The organism is Sphingomonas trueperi (assembly GCF_011927635.1).
In the GTDB taxonomy this organism is placed as follows: domain Bacteria; phylum Pseudomonadota; class Alphaproteobacteria; order Sphingomonadales; family Sphingomonadaceae; genus Sphingomonas; species Sphingomonas trueperi.
Genome location: NZ_JAATJB010000029.1, coordinates 1 through 17,136, shown reverse-complemented (window position 1 = coordinate 17,136; position 17,136 = coordinate 1). Strand labels below are relative to the sequence as shown.

The 17,136-nt window shown below is 62.0% G+C and carries 17 protein-coding genes and 1 pseudogene; 3 read left to right on the top strand and 15 right to left on the bottom strand.

All coding sequences use genetic code 11. From position 1 onward, the window contains the following. From GGR89_RS21685 to GGR89_RS21675, 4 genes are all read right to left on the bottom strand, one after another. Window positions 1–316: helix-turn-helix domain-containing protein (locus GGR89_RS21685; RefSeq protein WP_167713185.1), on the bottom strand; the 316-nt coding region annotated here is incomplete at its 3' end. A gap of 98 nt (window positions 317–414) precedes the next feature. Further along, window positions 415–756 (bottom strand): Rap1a/Tai family immunity protein, encoded by a 342-nt coding sequence (locus tag GGR89_RS22940; protein WP_224199557.1) that lies wholly within the window; start codon window positions 754–756, stop codon window positions 415–417. Between the two features lie 72 nt (window positions 757–828). Next, the gene (locus GGR89_RS21680) at window positions 829–1,176 is read right to left on the bottom strand and encodes a hypothetical protein (RefSeq protein ID WP_054725844.1); all 348 of its coding nucleotides are present in this window, start codon (window positions 1,174–1,176) and stop codon (window positions 829–831) included. A 74-nt stretch (window positions 1,177–1,250) separates the two neighbouring features. Next, window positions 1,251–2,132 carry a DUF1259 domain-containing protein gene (locus GGR89_RS21675; RefSeq protein ID WP_054725847.1) on the bottom strand — a complete coding sequence of 294 codons (882 nt, stop codon included), beginning with the start codon at window positions 2,130–2,132 and terminating at the stop codon, window positions 1,251–1,253. A gap of 259 nt (window positions 2,133–2,391) precedes the next feature. Here GGR89_RS21675 and GGR89_RS21670 point away from each other — a divergent pair, with 259 nt between their 5' ends. Both GGR89_RS21670 and GGR89_RS21665 read left to right on the top strand, forming a co-directional pair. Then, window positions 2,392–3,060: a response regulator transcription factor gene (locus GGR89_RS21670; protein ID WP_054733083.1), complete on the top strand. Its 669-nt coding sequence runs from the start codon at window positions 2,392–2,394 to the stop codon at window positions 3,058–3,060. Continuing rightward, the gene (locus GGR89_RS21665) at window positions 3,041–4,441 is read left to right on the top strand and encodes a sensor histidine kinase (protein WP_054725851.1); all 1,401 of its coding nucleotides are present in this window, start codon (window positions 3,041–3,043) and stop codon (window positions 4,439–4,441) included. The genes GGR89_RS21670 and GGR89_RS21665 overlap by 20 nt, the downstream gene beginning before the upstream one ends. 63 nt (window positions 4,442–4,504) lie before the next feature. On the opposite strand, the gene GGR89_RS21660 is transcribed toward GGR89_RS21665, so the two are convergent. From GGR89_RS21660 to GGR89_RS21620, 9 genes and pseudogenes are all read right to left on the bottom strand, one after another. After that, window positions 4,505–5,605 carry a Cj0069 family protein gene (locus GGR89_RS21660; RefSeq protein ID WP_125974159.1) on the bottom strand — a complete coding sequence of 367 codons (1,101 nt, stop codon included), beginning with the start codon at window positions 5,603–5,605 and terminating at the stop codon, window positions 4,505–4,507. A gap of 29 nt (window positions 5,606–5,634) precedes the next feature. Next, entirely contained in the window at window positions 5,635–6,306 is a 672-nt protein-coding gene (locus GGR89_RS21655) for a superoxide dismutase (protein ID WP_153876138.1), read from the bottom strand. A gap of 120 nt (window positions 6,307–6,426) precedes the next feature. Continuing rightward, entirely contained in the window at window positions 6,427–7,674 is a 1,248-nt protein-coding gene (chrA, locus tag GGR89_RS21650; protein WP_082395458.1) for a chromate efflux transporter, read from the bottom strand. A 71-nt stretch (window positions 7,675–7,745) separates the two neighbouring features. Beyond that, the gene (locus GGR89_RS21645; RefSeq protein ID WP_054725861.1) at window positions 7,746–8,699 is read right to left on the bottom strand and encodes a chromate resistance protein ChrB domain-containing protein; all 954 of its coding nucleotides are present in this window, start codon (window positions 8,697–8,699) and stop codon (window positions 7,746–7,748) included. A gap of 337 nt (window positions 8,700–9,036) precedes the next feature. Beyond that, window positions 9,037–10,452 (bottom strand): argonaute/piwi family protein, encoded by a 1,416-nt coding sequence (locus GGR89_RS21640; protein ID WP_088712621.1) that lies wholly within the window; start codon window positions 10,450–10,452, stop codon window positions 9,037–9,039. After that, a complete protein-coding gene (locus GGR89_RS21635; RefSeq protein WP_054725867.1) occupies window positions 10,449–12,182 on the bottom strand; it encodes an SIR2 family protein in 1,734 nt (577 codons plus the stop codon). The genes GGR89_RS21640 and GGR89_RS21635 overlap by 4 nt, the downstream gene beginning before the upstream one ends. Before the next feature lie 144 nt (window positions 12,183–12,326). Beyond that, the gene (locus tag GGR89_RS21630; RefSeq protein WP_054725869.1) at window positions 12,327–12,941 is read right to left on the bottom strand and encodes a hypothetical protein; all 615 of its coding nucleotides are present in this window, start codon (window positions 12,939–12,941) and stop codon (window positions 12,327–12,329) included. Between the two features lie 3 nt (window positions 12,942–12,944). After that, entirely contained in the window at window positions 12,945–13,862 is a 918-nt protein-coding gene (locus GGR89_RS21625; protein WP_088712622.1) for a hypothetical protein, read from the bottom strand. Window positions 13,863–14,436: 574 nt separating this feature from the next. Beyond that, window positions 14,437–14,682: pseudogene (locus tag GGR89_RS21620) on the bottom strand (TonB-dependent receptor plug domain-containing protein); the annotation flags it as partial. Between the two features lie 315 nt (window positions 14,683–14,997). Here GGR89_RS21620 and GGR89_RS21615 point away from each other — a divergent pair. Next, window positions 14,998–15,933, top strand: coding sequence for an endonuclease NucS domain-containing protein (locus GGR89_RS21615; protein WP_125974156.1), 936 nt, complete (start codon window positions 14,998–15,000; stop codon window positions 15,931–15,933). Window positions 15,934–15,954: 21 nt separating this feature from the next. Here GGR89_RS21615 and GGR89_RS21610 read toward each other — a convergent pair whose 3' ends face one another. Both GGR89_RS21610 and GGR89_RS22130 read right to left on the bottom strand, forming a co-directional pair. Continuing rightward, window positions 15,955–16,650 carry a hypothetical protein gene (locus tag GGR89_RS21610; RefSeq protein ID WP_125974154.1) on the bottom strand — a complete coding sequence of 232 codons (696 nt, stop codon included), beginning with the start codon at window positions 16,648–16,650 and terminating at the stop codon, window positions 15,955–15,957. 133 nt (window positions 16,651–16,783) lie between these two features. Beyond that, a partial coding sequence (locus tag GGR89_RS22130; RefSeq protein ID WP_209092454.1) for a hypothetical protein occupies window positions 16,784–17,136 on the bottom strand: 353 nt, incomplete at its 5' end.

The following is a 17,136-nucleotide window of genomic DNA, read 5'->3' as shown; positions in this document are numbered from 1 at the left end:
TCCGGCGTAAACCGCTGACGTCCCATACCAATCTCCAATTCTCACGCCCCGCAGGGCTCTCTTCAGAATTGGACCAGTTTTTCCAAGGCAGACCAACCATTGGTCGCGCGCCACGAATGAACGCGGCTCCGGCCAGCGTCGTTTTGACCCCAGCCCGCGACCGCTCGAAGATAGACATTCCGATCGAGCGCTCCAACTTCGAGATGGAGCGACTGAGGGTCGATTGTTCAATATCAAGTGCCCGGGCGGCTCTGTAAAAACTACCATGGTCCGCCGCGGCGATAGCATAACAAAGCTGGCGGATTTCAAATGGCAAGCAGAACTCCTTACTCCGTTCGGTGATACCAGCTACCTGCCAGAAACAATTCCTATCTGAGCGCCGCTGTGGAGCGATTGGGATGATGCAACTTCTTCCTATCGTCGCGGCGCGCAAGGCCAAGCTTCAGCCAATGCTTGTTCGGCGCCAGCAACCATGTGAACGTCCATGAAGTAGCTGTTGTCTTCTGCCCAGCGCAGATAGGCTGAACGCAATCTATTCCGATCGTAACGCGGCGCCCCACACTCGCTACCCCGCGCCACTATCATCATGTCCAGCACGCCTTGAAGGTATGCGCCGCACGCTGGGTTGTTGGCGCGACAGCTTGCAACGAGTTCAGAGCCGTTTGTGTGAATCGGTTGTTCTTGCGCATAACTCGAAGCAGCGAGCACGACGGATGATACACACGCTCCGATGCAATAACCGACAGTCCTAAACATATTTGATCCTCGGATGGTGTTTTCAAAGAATGGGCCTTACCCCCATTCAGGCCCATTCAGACGACTGAGAGTTCAGTCGCCATCCTCATCGCTGTCGTTTTCATTCCCGAGGATTTGGCCTGTCGGCGTAACGAACAGCTCCACGTTCTTGCCAGCCTGATCCTTGCCTTCGATCTCGTAGAGCGTGCTGCCGTCCGCCTTTCTGGTTACCAGCTCGGCTTCGCGGACAGACGCGAGTCGTGTGCGCGCGGCGTTCATCGCGGCCACCGGCACCTGGTCGAGTGCGACTTCCTTCTCGCTATGCTCGCCGATAATGCGGTTCTCGTTCGCCTCATGGTTCTGCTGCGCCGCGAGCGCCACGCCTGCCACCGTCAACACAGCAGCGCTGGCTCCGATGACGAGAGTTCGTTTGCTAGCCATGTTCCGTTCCACTTCCTTCGGGGCCGGGGGATGAACGGGCGGCGGTCGCGGCCCGACTGGCCGTCGTCCGATTCTTAGTTTTTTCGATTGTTCATTGTGTCGAGTGCCGAGCGGAGACCGCGCGCCAGCTTTGCCGCGTCGTCATTGGCCCAGAAGTGCAGGAAGAACAGGCGCGGCTCGTCGTTCAACATATGGTTGTGAAGCGCTGTGACTTCGATGTCGTTCGCTCGAAGCGCTCGAAGGACGCGGTCTACTTCGCTCGCGATGAGGACGAAATCGCCCGTGATCGCCGCCTTGCCGCCGCCGGTGGGCTGAAAATTGATTGCGGTCGCAGTTCCCATTGATTGAGGCGTCACCATGCCGCCATCCATGAGCCGCTCCGCACGGGGAATACTGTATTGCAGAACGCCACCATTGACCCTGCCTTCGGCTCCCATCAGCTCGTCCAGAGCATCGGAGTTTAGATTGAGGCGAGACGGTGCTCCCGCTCCAAGAGACGGTGGAGAGATCGGTGTGCGGCTTGCGGAAATGGCTTGGCGCAGCGCCGCCGCCAGCCTTACCGGATCGCCATGCGCAGCTATGTGCATGTACATGGTGCCGGGCGCGGACCGCAGCAGGTGATTGTGGAGCGCGGTGATGGTGTATCCACCTTGCAAAAGGCGCGTCATCACAGGGTTCACTTCCTCGTGCGTGAGCACAAGATCGCCCATTACCATCACTTCGTCCCCCATAGGCTGAAACGCGGCCCAGGAGCCGAGCGCCAGCGAAGGCTCTATCGATACGCCATCCAGAACAACGCGCAGGTCGGAGCGAGGAAATCCGTAGCGACGAACTCCGTCCGGCTGCTCGACGCCGGGGCGTCCCAGCGCGGCGTCAACCTTCGCCCAGTCCGGTGCCGCCCAAGCAGGTGCGGCTAGTAGCAGCGTGGCCAACCCCGATAACAGCACCGTCCGCATAGTTTTGCTTCAACTCCTGATGCATAATGAGATCATGGTCGATGCCTCCTCGGGCACGCCAAAGCTGCGACACTCATGCATCGGCGCCGACCGCAAGGCACCTTGTAGATTCACAAGGTCCGCTGGCGGCATTCTGCACTAGAAGGCGATCGAACTCTTGTGCGAACGCAGCCGTCGGCAAACGACATTGGCGCACTGTCGGCACTGCTCGCACGCGGCTATGGTCGGCGCAAACAACAGAGGAGATGCCTCGGGCATTATGCGCCTACTACTGATCGAGGACGACGAGGACACGGGGAGCGCCGTTGTTGAAGCGCTGCGTGCTCGCGGTCACGCCGTCGATTGGGAGGACGACGGAAAAAGCGGACTTGATCGCGCCGTGAGCGGTGCTCACGCGTTGCTGATCGTTGACCGAATGCTGCCAGAGATGGATGGGCTATCGGTTGTCACCGAGCTGCGCCGTCGCCAAGTCGTAGCACCCGTGCTGATGCTCACGGCGCTAGGCTCCGTGGGCCAACGAGTCGAAGGTCTTGAAGGTGGAGCCGACGACTATCTTGTCAAACCGTTCGCGATCGCCGAACTGGTCGCGCGCGTTGAAGCGCTGCAGCGCCGGGCGGCCGGCCCGCCCAGCATCCTCTCGCTGGGCGATCTGACACTCGACCGTCTCGCTCGGACGGTGCGGAGAGGCAACACGCCCATCGAACTAATCCCACGCGAGTTCCAGCTTCTCGAACTACTGATGCTGAACTCGCCGGCCGTGCTTACGCGGTTGATGCTGCTGGAGACCGTGTGGAAGTTCCGTTTCGATCCTGGCAGGAACCTCGTCGAAAGCCACATCAGTCGGCTGCGGGCAAAGATCGATCGCGGTGACGATCCCCCCCTGATCCATACCGTGCGTGGGGAAGGCTATGCCGCTTGGAGTGATTAGCCGGCTGTTGCGCTCGACGGTGTCCCGTCTTGTTGCGCTCAACGCGCTGCTGCTCGTCATCAGCATGGTCGCCGGCGCGCTCGGCGGCTGGATCGCAACGCGCGGGGTGGTTGAGCGCGAGGCTCGAAATCGCATCGAGCTGGAGTCGCACGTGATCGCCCTCGAAGCGCAACGGGGAGGCCTTGATCGCGCACTGGAAATAATTCGAGCGAAGGCCGAGCGGCCGGGGTCGCCCGAGTATTATTTAGTTGGGCCAGATGGACGCACGCTGATCGGCGACATCCAAATTGTACCGCGAAAGGTCGGTTGGCACTTTATCGACCAGCCTCCGCCGCAACCCGGCGTCGAGGGCGTCCATCTGCTGGCGATGACGCGACGCCTTCCCGATGGATCCCTTCTCATCGTTGGAGAGGATATGGAGCGAAGCGAAGCAATCCGCGACGCTGTTTTCGGGGCCATTCTGACCGCTGGCGGAATCGCGTTGGTGTTCGGCATCATCGCAGGCCTCTTCGCCACGCGGCAGACGCTGCGCCAGATGAAGCGGATCAACGTTACCGTCCGAGCAGTCGAGCGTGGCGATCTCTCGGCGCGGACCGGCGCTCCGGTCGATGCGCGCACCGATCTTGATCAACTCGCGTTGGCCATCGACCGTATGCTCGATCGGATTGACACGCTGGTAGCCACGATCCGTCGCGTGTCGGCGGAGGTCGCCCACGACCTGCGCACCCCGCTCACGCGGGTGAGGCACTCTGTTGAATTGGCGTTGGCACAGCACGATGAAGAGCTCAGGTCTGCGGCGCTGGGTGAGGCGTTGGCCGGGCTGGACGAGGCGCTTCGGCTGTTCAGTGCGGTGCTGGATCTAGCGGAGATTGATGCCGGTAACGCGCGCGCGCGATTTCAGCCTATCGACCTGGCAGAGATCGTTGACCGGGTGGTGGATGCCTATCGTGCAGAGATCGAGGCTTCCGGCCGCAACATCTCTGTGAGCTTAGCGCGAGAAGCGCTGGTCGCCGGTGACGCCGACCTGCTGGCGCGTGCGCTCGCCAACCTGATTGAGAACGCGCTCAAATACTCCGGTGAGCACGCTCGTATCGATGTTTCGGTCACCGAGCAGGCCGACACGTTGACGATGGCGGTCGCCGACGACGGTCCCGGCGTATCCGATTGCGAGGTCTCCGAGATGCTGCGCCCGTTCGGGCGCTTGGACCGAGCGCGGCGTGCATCCGGCAACGGCCTTGGCCTCGCCATCGCCGACGCCGTTGCCCGACTGCACCGTGGAGCGCTGGCCTTTGCGCGGCTCCAGCCAGGGCTGGCGGTCGAAATCAGATTGCCGCGGGCACCGGCGGTGACGGCGGCTCGAATACTGGATCAAGTTGACTGAGCGTGACGAAAGGCGCTTCGCTGGTCCAGCGACCGACTAACGTATCCCGGAACGTGCGAACGTTTATGCCGGCGAAGCCGTGGTTCCTCGGCCGGCGACACGGCGTTCGTGCGCCGCGACCGCGCGACGGTATGCGGCATCCGCCACCTGTCGCACGGCGCTGGGCGGAAACGGCGCGACCGAACTGACGTTGATCTCGCACAAGACATAGCTGTCCGAGCCGCGATCGTCTTTCGGCCCGTAGAGGAAGTCCGCGTCCCACAGGAGCGGCAGCTCGTCATGCTCGATGGCGAGGATGTGCTGCAACCCGGGAATCCACGACTGTTCCATATCGTCTCTGAGCGACTGGAAAGCGCCGGCGTCGGCAGGCTGCATGACCCGCGGCCCCGGCTGCGCCTTCGGAGAATCGACCCCTTCCGCGGGTAGCGGCAATAGCGCGCGGATCAGTTGGTGGCCGAAACCGACGACCGTGCCCTCGCTCACATAGCAGCGGATCATGCCGTCCCCGAGCCGCGGTTGGAACGGTTGGTCGATGAGGCATTCGCCGCGCTCAAAATAGGGTGCGAACCGAGCGATCAGGGCATCGAGGGGGATCTTGAACGGAACGCTGTCCCGCGCGGCGTGAAGGACCGAAACGATCGGTTGGGCGCCACCCCCCCGGTCAGCAACTTCGACCCGCCACACGCCCCGGCCGCCATTGCTCCGATTTTCCTTGAGCACACGCGGCCCGGAAGCCAGGCGTTCAAGAAGCAGCGCGCGCAGTTCCTCCAGATCGGCGTAGCGGTGTGTGTCGGTGCCCCAACCCAGCGCCCGCGTGGCGTGAAGCACGCTTTTCACGCCCATTTTCGCGATGATATCGGGATGCGCGCTGATCGAGACGCCCGCCGCCGCGGCCTCGCGCAAAATCGGATCGAGCCTTGAGCGGTCACCGGCGTCGCTGATCGGGTCGGCCCAGACCATCACGCCATCGCACGTCAGCAGACGGTCGCGCGTTGTACCAGCCGTCTCGTCGGCATATCCAATCGCCTCGACCTCACCGCCCAACTCACGCAGCGCTGCCATGATCGGCCACTGGCGCGCGCTTTGCACGTCCAGAGGGCTGGTGGGGAGGTCGGTTCGCCACAACAGGCCGATCTTGGGGCAAGTGGTCAAGGCCGACTTCACTCGCCTCCCGTTCATCGCCGCTCTCCAACTCAGGCGCTGGCGGTGGCGATCGCCTGCGCATAACGGCGGTCGGTCGCTTCCCAGTCGAGGTTCTTGAACCACGCGTCGATATACCTGGCGGCTTGGGTGCCGTAATCCATGTGAAAGCTGTGTTCATACATATCGAGCGCGAGCAGCGGTATGCCGGCCGCAGCGCCGTGCATGTGATCCCAAGCCCAATGATTGTTGAGCGAGCGCGTGTGGACGTTGTAAGCGAGGATTGTCCAGCCAGAGCCGCCCGCAAGGCTCATGCCGGTGCGGCGGAATTCCGCCTCCCATGTCGCGAACGAGCCGAAGGCGGCGTCAATGGCGTCGCGGACCGAACCGGCCGCCCGGCCGTCGCCGCCCAACCCGTCGAAGTAGATTTCATGCAGCACCACCGAGCCGGTACGGTGCAGTTCCTCGCGTTTGAGGCCGCCGTAGATGGCAGGCGGCGCTTCGGTATCGGCGAGCGCGGCGGCCAGCCGTGGCCGCAATGCGTTCAGCGTCTTGACCGAGCCGGCATAGTTGTTCTCGTGGTGCGACGTGATCAATCGCTCGGACAAGCCCTCAAGCCTGGCCGGATCGAACTTGAGCGGCTTGATTTGATGGTTGCCGGCAAAGGCGGGGACGGTCGACGGCGTGGCGACCGGCGTCCGGGCGGAGGCTTCGTTGATCGTCATGGCGGCGGCTCCTATGCCTAGGGTTGCGATTGCACTGCGTCGGGAGAGATTGTCGATCGTCACATTCGGTCCTTTCCAATATGATTGATTAGGCTGCGTAAGAGTGACGGTGCGTCGCGATCATCCGAACAGGACGAGGCCCGCCCCCGCCGCGGCGAGAACAACCCACAGGATCGTCGTTTTGGCCTTGAACACGTAAAGGAGCGCGAGGGCGACGGCGAAGATCGCGAGCGGGATCACCACGCCGGGCACGTTCACGAGAGTCTTTTGCCCTAGTTCCAGCGTCGTGGCGGCGATCAGCCCGACGACCGCTGCTGATATTCCCTCTAGGAAGGTCTTGATCTTTTCGTTGTCCACCAGCCGTTCAAGCTGGTCATGAAAGAACAGAGAAAAGCTGAATGCCGGCAGGAAGATGCCGATCGTCATCACGATCGCTCCGAGTGGGCCGCCGCCGAAATATCCGATGAACGTCGAGAAGATGATCAGGGGTGCCGGCAGAATCCCCGATAGGGCGAGCCCGTCGAGGAACTGCGCATCCGTCATCCATCCATTGCCAACCGCATCGGCACGCAGGAACGGGATGACTGTGTAGGCCCCGCCAAAGGTGAGGAGCCCGGCCTTGAGGCCCGAGATGAAAAGATCCAGCAGCGACGGTTCTTGGTTTGCGACGGGTTGCGCCGAGACCGCATCTCCACCAACCGGACCGGCGAAAGTGACCCAGGCGAAGTAGAGCCCGAGCCCGACGAGCACGGCCATGAGCAGGCCGGCCGTCACCCGCTGACGGCGCGTCGCGAACATATAGACGAGGCCCGCGATCGGCAGGGTGAGCCAGAACGGCGTGCCGACGAGGGCCGCTAGGCCGGCGACGCCCGCGATACCCCAAAGCCAGCGGTCGAGCAGGATGTGACCGCCAATCCGGTGCACGGCGCGCACGATCAGGGCGATGACGGCCGGTTGCACTCCGAGAAATGCCGCGGTTGCGGCGGCAGTCTGCATGATCCCGGTGGAGAGATACAGCCAGGACAGCGCGAACATTAGGACAAAGCCCGGCATCATGAATCCCAGGCCTGCAAGAAGACCGCCGAGCTTTCCTTTAGGAAGCGTGCCGAAGAAGACGCATAGCTCGTGAGCCTCCGGACCGGGGAGCACCTGATACACGGCTAGGATGCGGTTGAACCTGGCACTTGAGACCCAGTGTTCCTCGTCGACCAACTCGCGGCGGATCATGGCGATTTGGGCGATCGGGCCACCCCATGCCAGGAAACCGAACCGCAAGAACTTGGCGAAGATCTGTGCATACGAAAGCTGCGGCAAAATGCCTTGACCTTCCGCAGAACCTACAGCCTCGCTCGGTACATTTGTCTGCATTCACCACGTTCCTCAAGCTATAACAGTCATCTCTCGGCCGAGGGCCGAGTGCCTTGCGCTGACTCCCGACTTCACGGGTTTTGCCGGGTGAAGTAGGCGTAGAAGCCATCGAGCGCGTCGCCGGCACCGGCGATGCGCTGGAGATCGTCATCGAACGTCGCGCACACGCCTGACAGCATCGCGCTGAGTCCCGGCGTTTCCGGCCGCTCAAACTTGTCGTCGCCGATGTCGAGGTCGTGGATGATCTCCCCGATCGCGGCTAATCCCGGATCGCCGTCCAGCTCGGCGCGTAGCAGCAGGGTCTCGAAGCTGCACCGATCGCCCTCATGGGTGAACTCGGCATCGGTCATATCGAAGCGCAGCTCGCCGGCATCGGACGTGTAGCTCCTGCCATCGACGAACTTGAAGCTCGCGTGGGGGTCGATGAATCGTCGGATCAGCCAAGCGCAGGCGATGCGATCGACGTGGACGCCGCGCCGCGTCACCCAGACGCGATGCTTGAGGTCAGCGGGCGACACCGCAGCCGCTTCGCCTGTGCGGCCGACGTCGGGATGGGCGTAACGCTTCTCGTCCAAATCCCGCAGCGCCGCCTCGGCACCTTGACGACCGTGCGCGCCAAAGAAGTCGAGCCGGACAATCTCAGAAAGCCGTCGCTGGAGTTTTGAGATCTCGGTCCCCGACGCCGGCCCAGTGTCGAGCAACTGCCGTGCGGCTTGGGCCAGCTCGTCATAATCGGCATCCCGCGCAGCGTCGAAAAGCTGGCGGAGCTCAACGTCGCTCTGGCCTTCGATCATCTGCGCGTCGATCAGCACCGCCTCGCCGCCGCTGGTCGTGATCTCTGCCAGCAGGTCGCGAAATGCGGTTTCGTTCTCCTCGCGACGGGGGAGCACATGAACAGCGTTCTTGAGCGGCACTGCGCCAATCGCCTGCAAGCGGCGCCAGATTTTCACACGCAGATAGGGCGGCTTCGCAGGGATTTGGTGCAGCAATGCTAGCCAATGCTCGGAGTCTTGCGAAGCGTCCATAACGCATATGTATCATTTCCGATGTTGAAATGAAACACGTATATCTCCATCCTGCAACGGTTCAGGAAGGGTGCGGATTGCGGGCGAAGCGCAAGCGACGTTCGACGGCGACGATCGCTGGCTCGTTTCGGTGTTTGGCGGCGCTACGGTAGTAGGAACAACGGGATGTATTCGTTATGTTTATCCTGCACGGGGCACCAAATTCCGCCGCCGGCCGCCGTTTGTGCGCGTCAGCCGCACAGGCTACGATCAGCGAAAACTCAGTGTTAACACGATCGTAGGCACGGCGGCCATCGACGGCAAAAAGTTCGAATCCTGTGGGTGCAACGAACTTTCACTACATGAAGAATCGGAATTGGTAGGGTGTGCTGCCTAGATTCGTCATGCGCTTGAGGACGCGCGCCAGCACCTTCGCATAACTCATCGTTACGGGTAGCGGATCATACAGCCCGTCATTGTTCCAGTTCATCTTCGACAAGGCGAGCGCCGCGCGGGCGCTGTCGTCCCACGTGCCGTGCCCGGCATGGCGGACAAGTCGGATCGGACGCGGCGTGCCGCGCTGACCCTGAAAATAGGTTTTCGGTCCCAAAGTCTCCACGGCACCGTGCATCCACAGTAGTGCCTCGCGCTCGCCAAGCCCGATCAGTGAGCCACGCTTAATTGGAAACGCCGCCGCCTTACCTCCCGAATTGGCTTGGTCGCGTTCCCAACGCGCGCCGCGCCAGCCCACATCCTCGACCACCTGAATCAAATCGACCGCCTCGCACAGCGGTAGTGCCTCGAAGCAGCCGAGCACTTCTGCGTCTTTGAACTCGGTCGATTTGTGGACCATGACCCGGCGCGGCGAGCGTCCGCCATGCCGGTGACGATACAGCGTCATCGACCGCGTGATGACACGGAACATCTCAGCCTGCGATAAAAAGGGATTATCGCGTTGCACCTGCACGTCGGCGGTATCGTAGGCGATAAACTCCAAGCCGGCGCCCTCCGCGTCGAACACCTGGCTGCAACAAGTCACAAATCGCGGTTTGTCGGCACCGTTCGACCGCACCGCATAGGAAATGCCGACATAGGCTGTTTCTGGGTCCACGTCGGCTAGCTTCCAGGGAACGCCGCCGGCCTTGGCATACAGCGCCAGCCCGACTCGCCACATCACGCTCGCACGGCAGCGATAAGCGAGCGCCTTGTCTTCGCGCACGATCTGGATCGGCATCCCGCGCGCGGCCGTATAGGCTTTGAGATGATCGTGGAGATCGAAATCGTCCCCCGCGCCGTAGAAGCCACGCTCCCACCGCTGCGGTAGGTAGATGAACAAGACATCGAAGTCGCTGCGGAACGCCTCAAGGGGCTGGATCGCACGAACGAGCTGTTCGGCGAGCAACACGTGCGGCATCGCCGATTGTGCCATCTCGCTCTCAAACGATCCGTCCAGCTCGACACGGCATTTCTTGGTTGCCGCCGTCACGCGCATGTCGAACACGGTATTGAAGCCCGGCCAATCCGGCAGATAGTCGGTTCGCTCGACCGGGCGCACGCTCTGGCTCAGCTCACGCATGAATGCGAACAGTCGCTCGGACTCGCCCTTCGGGGCCAGCGTCGCTACCCGGATCGGCGATTGCACCAATCCGCGCGAATGGGGGCCGAACCGCTTGAGCCCGCGCAGCGGATGAATGTCCCGCTCGCTCGTTCGCTCGGGATGGAACACCAGCTCGGGTTCGGGATACCATATGGTCGGGGCGATCTCGCTCGTCATGGCTGCACCAGCTTGGAGAAGGCCGTGTTCTTCCCGACTGCGAAGCGAGCATCGATCCCGTCGCCAATCGACAGCGCCAGAAGCGCTTCGCCGGCAAGGCGCTTTGCCCAAAAATCGATAAGCCGATCGAGATCACGATTATAGCGCTTCACCGTCCGTTCGCGCGCGAAGTCGGCGGTGATCGCTTTGGTCGCGTCCGTGACACCCTCAAACACGATCTTTGGATCAAGCAGCAGCCAAAGACCGTCGTCTGCCCAGTCAAGCCGGACCCCGACCCCCTCGTGCCATTTCAGGTCCGGGTGTTTGGGCACGGTGCCAGTCGTCTGATGAGTTATCGCGCGAAGCCCATCCCATGCGCTGTCGGCGGGATCTACTGGCACGAGCAAATCAGCGCTGCGGCGGCGGATCGCACGAACATTCTTGGCGGCACACAGCGCCTCTACCAAGGCATCGCGTAGCAGGCCGCGTTCGCCGGACTCATAGCGCAGGCGCCGCTTCTCGAAGGTGGCCAGATCGAACGCAGTGATTCCGAACGGGTCGAACACTCGACGGAACTCGGCATCGCTGCCGAAACCGAGCACGCCCGCTTGCGTGCGCGTCACGATCAGGCGCGCGTTCGCCTCGGCGACCGCCGAACGCGCCGCTGCGACACCCTCGATCGTGCATACCAGCTTGCGGCAATTGGCCGGGATGGTGACGGCAAGCCCGTTGAGCCGAATGAGGGGCCAGCCCCGCTGGCCCGAGGGCTCGGGAGCGCCCGACACGCGCGACCGTCCTGTTGCCAGCGCGTTGAGAGCGGATGTGTCGAGCGCGGGCAGCAGCCGCACGAGATCACGTAATATCTCATCGAAGCTCTCAATCCGCACCAGCCCGCACTCAACGCCCGCGTCGCTGGCGCGCTGGAGAAGTCGGATGACCCGCCCGAGCGGTGGATCGCTACCGCGATGCAGCCAGAACAGTCCGCCAGGATAACCGCCCGGCTGATTGAGCGCCGTTTCAAGCGCGTCCATCACTGAATCGTCGCGTCCGCTGTAGCCGGCGACTACGAGGCCGGATCGTCGGCAGGCATCCACGAGCTGCTGACGAAGCGCCGCATCCTGCTGGCGCAGCTCATCGGTCGTGTTCTTAAGCCGACGCGAGCGGAAATCGCCGTGCAGCTTCACTGCGATGGGCCATTTTTGCGCGCCGATCAATTGCCCCGCCAGTTCCGGAGCGTCGAGTGCAACGACGCTCAACGTGCCCGTTGTGCCATACGTTCTCGCGCAGGCATCTTCGATCAAGTGGTCGAAATTGGTCGTCCAGACGAGCTGAGTGTGGCCCGCTTTTAGAAGCGAGGCGAGGGCAAGATGGCCATAGGCCAGCTTCGCGCCGCTAATCATGCCTTGAATAAAAGTCGTGCGATCGCGCTCCACCGGGTAGGTTGCTTCGAAGAGCGCCGCGTATTCATCCGGTGAACCCGGCGACGGTAGTCGCTCGGAACTCGCAATGTGCGAGTCTAACAGCGCGCGGATCGCAGGATTACCGAGATCGGCGACACTCTGCGGCGACGCCTTGCGTTGGGCAACGAACAACGTTTGCTTGAATTGCCAGATCATATCCCAAGCGCTGGGGATGCCGGCTGAAACCGACGCACCCGCGCCAAGGAGCCACATTAATTGGCCGGGGCGCAGCGCGAAGCGCCGCACAAAGTCATCGCTCGATAGCTCGCTCGGGCTCGTTATGCTCTCCATCCGCCCATGCCTAACCGATCCACAAGCCTTCGCCAGCAGATTTTGTTCTCTAATGGTTCTCTAGGCTCAACCTTGTGATCGGCAGGTGCGGGAAGCGACGCCACCGTTGTAAGCGCCTGGGCTTCCGAGCAGCCGTAGCGCAGGTCATTCGGGGGGTGGTGGCAGCAGAGGCGGCGCCTCGTAGGCTTCTAGCTGCCACGGCCCCTGGTAGTTCTCAATGATGCCTTCGGTCGGCACGGGCATGCCGGCAATGAGCGCGATCTGCCCGAGACACCGGCTCAGGTGTCCGCGTAAGATTTCGAGGCCGTCGAAATAGGCTTGGCGCACGTCCGGCGGTCGATGAAACTCGCCGAAACGTGGATGCGGGGGCGCATCCTTGTCGCGCCGCAACAGCTCCTCGTAAGTCATAAACTGTCGAATACCAGTCGCCATCGCATCGAGCAGAAGGAACAGCGGTCCGTCCTGCAACTCGGCGAGTTCCACCTCTTTGTCGACGATCAACTGGCGGATTTCCTTGAGCGAAGTGAGAGCTCTCTCGATGCAATCGTCGCAACATTCCCACGCAGATAGGACGCGCCGATCGCGCAAACGGAGGACGATCTCGCGCGCCACACGGCGCTCGCGATCTTTAGGGCTGACCGCAATGCTGATGAAAGGCAAGTTCAAGGTGACGTCACCTATCCGGCCAGCGACTTGGCGGCGAGCGCGGGCGAGGAGATCGGTCAGATCGAACTTGAAGGGGATATCGCCACTTCGCACGGCTCAGGCCTCGCCCGGCAGGGTAATTGATGCAGCGAGAGCCGCCCCAATGGGCCCCGATCGGCGTTCGAGGAAATAGCGGACGCGATCGTCATTGCTGTCATCGAACTGCTGTCCAACCTGACAGGTCAGCAGCAGATCGGCAGCCCAGGTTTCGAGCGGCCAATCCCGCCCGACGCAGGCGGATTTCAGCAGGCTGAAGGTGGGAGATTGGCCGTCATTGAGTTCGACAAGAGCGCGGTGGAGGTTGTCGGCATCGACCACCCGATTTCCGACCGGCATGTCGCCAACGCGGATTCGTTTTCGCAGGGGGTAGGTAACTGCGTAGGGAAGCTCAGGCGGTGCGTAGAGCAGGTAGAAGACGGCCTTGCCGAAATCCCGATTGAGCGTGTCGATCAGTTCGACCTGTCGGTGTCCAGCCTGAATTGCGGCGAAGGTGCAGGTTTCGTCGAAGCTGTAGGTTCGGTGGAGTGCGGCGGCTGCTTGCTGCCCATCGCGGCGGATGAACGCATTCATGCCATGAAGGAAACCAATTTCATCTTCGTCTTCGACATCATGGTTAGTCGGAAAGAGACGTTTGGATTGGAGCAGGCCAATCTTCTTCGCCACCAGCTTGTCTTGTCGATAGACGAAGACGAGGATCGCAATATCCGCCGTTTCCCAACGCCGGCGTTGCGGAAAATCCCAATCCCAATGGGGAGCGCCTAGGCGCCGCAAACCACCGATGTTGTGAGTATCCATGCGGATGATCGCGCCCGAAGGCAGGAGCGTCGGCGCACTGTTGGGGATCAGCGCTTCAATCAATCCGTCATCGAGCGATGTCTCGCGGATATTGGGGAGATTGGCCAGGCGCTCACATACGTGGCGGTTTGCGTCCGCGAAGACGCCACGGAACCAGGCAACAACGTCGGCGGGTATCACTGGCCAAGGATTCAATCGCGTTCCCCTCATCTGCCGAGGTAATTGCACTACGCAATCCGACCAAGCGGTATCTACGGCGGCGGCAGAGGCAACTTGCCATCGGGAGGCTCGAAAGTGTGGGCCGTTGATCCTACCCCCGATGCTTCTCGAATAATCAGCGGCGTCGCACTACGCCATAGGGCGGCTACAGGCGCGCGGCGGCGGTTCTATAGGAGTGCAAACGGCGATGTGTATTCGTTATGTTTATCCAGGGCGGGGCGCCAGGAAAAGCTGGGAACATGGAGGTTACCTAACAGCCCCCTCTCCGGGCTCGAGGTAACACATAGGTAACGGAGGCCTATTTCTGCACTTGCGGGTGCGGAGTAGCGCCCATGCTTGCTCACCAGCGAGGCGAAACAGCGCAGGTTTCGCCCGGCACAGCCCTCCGAAGGCAGAGGCCACAGGTTCGAATCCTGTCGGGTGCGCCATCTTTTCAATGACTTAGCGCAGCGTCGCCACGGCCGTACGGAAAATGTACGGAAAACATCGTCGGACGAAATGCGCTCAAATGAACCCTCGCAGAGACGATTCGGGCGGTCGATGCGCCGACGCGTGCGCTGGTCAGGAGTCCGTCATAGTCGCGGCGCAGGATCAGGTTGGCGACCCCGCCGACCGCGTCCGAGCCGTAGAGCGCCGAGGCGCCGTCGGTGATGACCTCGATGCGTTCGAGCGCCGCCAGCGGGATAATGGAGATGTCGACGCCCTGGTTGACGGCGTCGTAAGGAAGGCGGTGACCATTGATGAGCGTCAACGTCGCGTCCGAGCCCAACCCGCGAAGGTTGCTCACCTCGATGGCCCCTCGCCCACTTCGTGCTCGGCGCTCAGGCGCGGCGACCGCCCTGTCAGCGCGCGCGCTGCCGGGTGCCATCGGCGCTAGGCGTCACAAGGGAGCGCCTGCTGCCCCCAGAATGTCGACTCTCCCCGCATTGGATTGCTCGGGCTAGCGACGAATGAGGAGCGGGGGCGGGCCGACGCGCTGCTGGGTCACTACATTCGCAGCGATCTGCAGAGAAGCCCAACAAATCAAGCCATCGGACGGGTTTCTGCTCTCGTGAAATCCGCCTAGGACGCTTCATCCAGGCTTTGGGGTGGGGCAATGAAGAACTATTACCGTGTGATGCTCGGCCGGAAGAGCATGCACGCCAGGGAGTGCTTTGAAGGCGGCTTTATCGGCACCGATTTCGGCATCCATGAGGACCTGTCGGGCAAACTCCCGGAATCCGTCCGCCCGTTCAATCGGGCCTACGCCCCGATCTATCTCCAGCTCCACCCTGAAAAGAGCAAGGTGGCGGCCGGCCTCGCCTGCGCCGCAATCTGGACGGTTTCGAAGATGCTGCGACCAGGCGACATCCTTCTGTCACCCGACGGCACCGGCCGGTACCGAGTCGGCGCGATCGAAGGCGAATATTGGTACGCGACAGGCGCGGTATTGCCGCACCGACGCACCGTCATTTGGCACGATATCTATATAGACCGCGCGGCAATGAGCGAGCCGCTGCGCAACTCCACGGGCTCGATCGGCACGGTGTCGAACATCAACGTGCATGCGGAAGAAATCGAAAGCCTTATCGGCGGGCTGCCCGCCATCTCCCCCCAGCCCATCATGACCAGCGAGGGTCTGGTGGAAGATGCCGTTGCCTTTGGCATGGAAAAGCACCTGGAAGATTTCCTGGTCGCCAACTGGGGACAGACCGAACTTGGCCGCGACTGGGAAATCTACGCGGACGAAGGCGAGCTTGTCGGCCAGCAATTTCCGACCGACACCGGCGCGCTCGACATTCTGGCGATCAGCAAGGATCGCAAGCGGCTGCTGGTGGTAGAGCTGAAAAAGGGCCGCGCCAGCGATGCCGTTGTCGGCCAGATCCTCCGCTACATGGGCTATGTGCAGGAGGAACTGGCCGAAGCGGGGCAAACGGTGGAGGGCGCGGTAATCGCGTTGGACGATGACCAGCGTATCCGTCGTGCCCTCGCCATGGTGCCAGCGGTTCGGTTCTATCGGTACCGGGTATCGTTTCAGCTCATTCCTGCATAGGCCGCCCATGCCCGTAGGGGATCAAAAGCTGTTCGCTGCCGGTGACGCTGCCATTCGCTTTTCGGCCGTCGCGCGAGCGAGACCGTCGAGCTTACGCACCTCCGGCGCCCCCCGTTTGAGGATCAATACGAACTGATTGGCCTCAGCCATGGCCGTCAGCGTCGTTTCCGGCGCGTATAGGCTGCAATCCATTCCACGGGCGTCTTTGCACCAACTGAAGGAGAAGAAAGCCGGCTCGACCTTGCTCTTGTTCGAGGCCGGCCCAAACTTCGCTTCCAACGCGTTCACGATCTGCTGCGAGGTGCGACCAGCGAGCGGGCTACGATATTTTATCTGCACTGCCTCCTGACCAGCGGGCGTAGGCTCGAATTCAATCGACCATGTGCTACCGCTATTGTCAGCAAAATACAGGCCACGTGTGTGCGTATAAGATGGGGCCATGGGCACGGTCTTCCCCCGGAGCAGATCCATCTGCTGGACGACCCGTTCTTCGAAGGAAGGGTTGTCAGTCCGATGCCCCTCGATCTTCAGGCCCCGCGCTCGGGCAACCTCCACCGCCTCCGATGGCGTCATGCCCAGCTTGACGCCGCCCACATCGAAGCTGGACGGCACGCCCTTCGTCAAAGGCCAACCCGCAAGTCTGGAACGCCCATCCGCGTCGATCGCAGCCTGCTTTACCTGAGCCTCGGCACGCGCTGCGGCCAAGGCAACGAGCATTCCACAAGCAATAGCAACGAATTGACGCTGTTTCATACGATCCCCGAGATGCCGTTTTGATCACAGCTCCTCTGCCGCCGATCGCGTTAACGGGTGGTAAGGAATGGTATCTCGGCACCGCGTCTTGCGTCCGTCACACAATGGCATGATCAATGTGCTGGCGTACGCCTCCATCGCGGCCCTTCTCCGCGCACAGGAACACCAGGGAACCGCCGCTCACCTCCTGCAGGGACACCCGCTGACAATGAGCCATCTCAGCGTGCTCGAAGCCGTGGTGCGTCCGGAGGTACACCTCGCCCGCCGAACCATTCTGGTACTTTCCGTGGCCCGATTCGCGGTCGACTCTCGACTTCCTGACCAAAGGAACCCACGCTGTTTCAAGCACATTCAAGTGAACCGCGCCGGGTTTGTCGGAGGCCCCAACTCCTGAGAGGAAGGGCCTATGACGAGCAAGACGACGAACAAGTTCTCGCCTGAGGTTCGCAC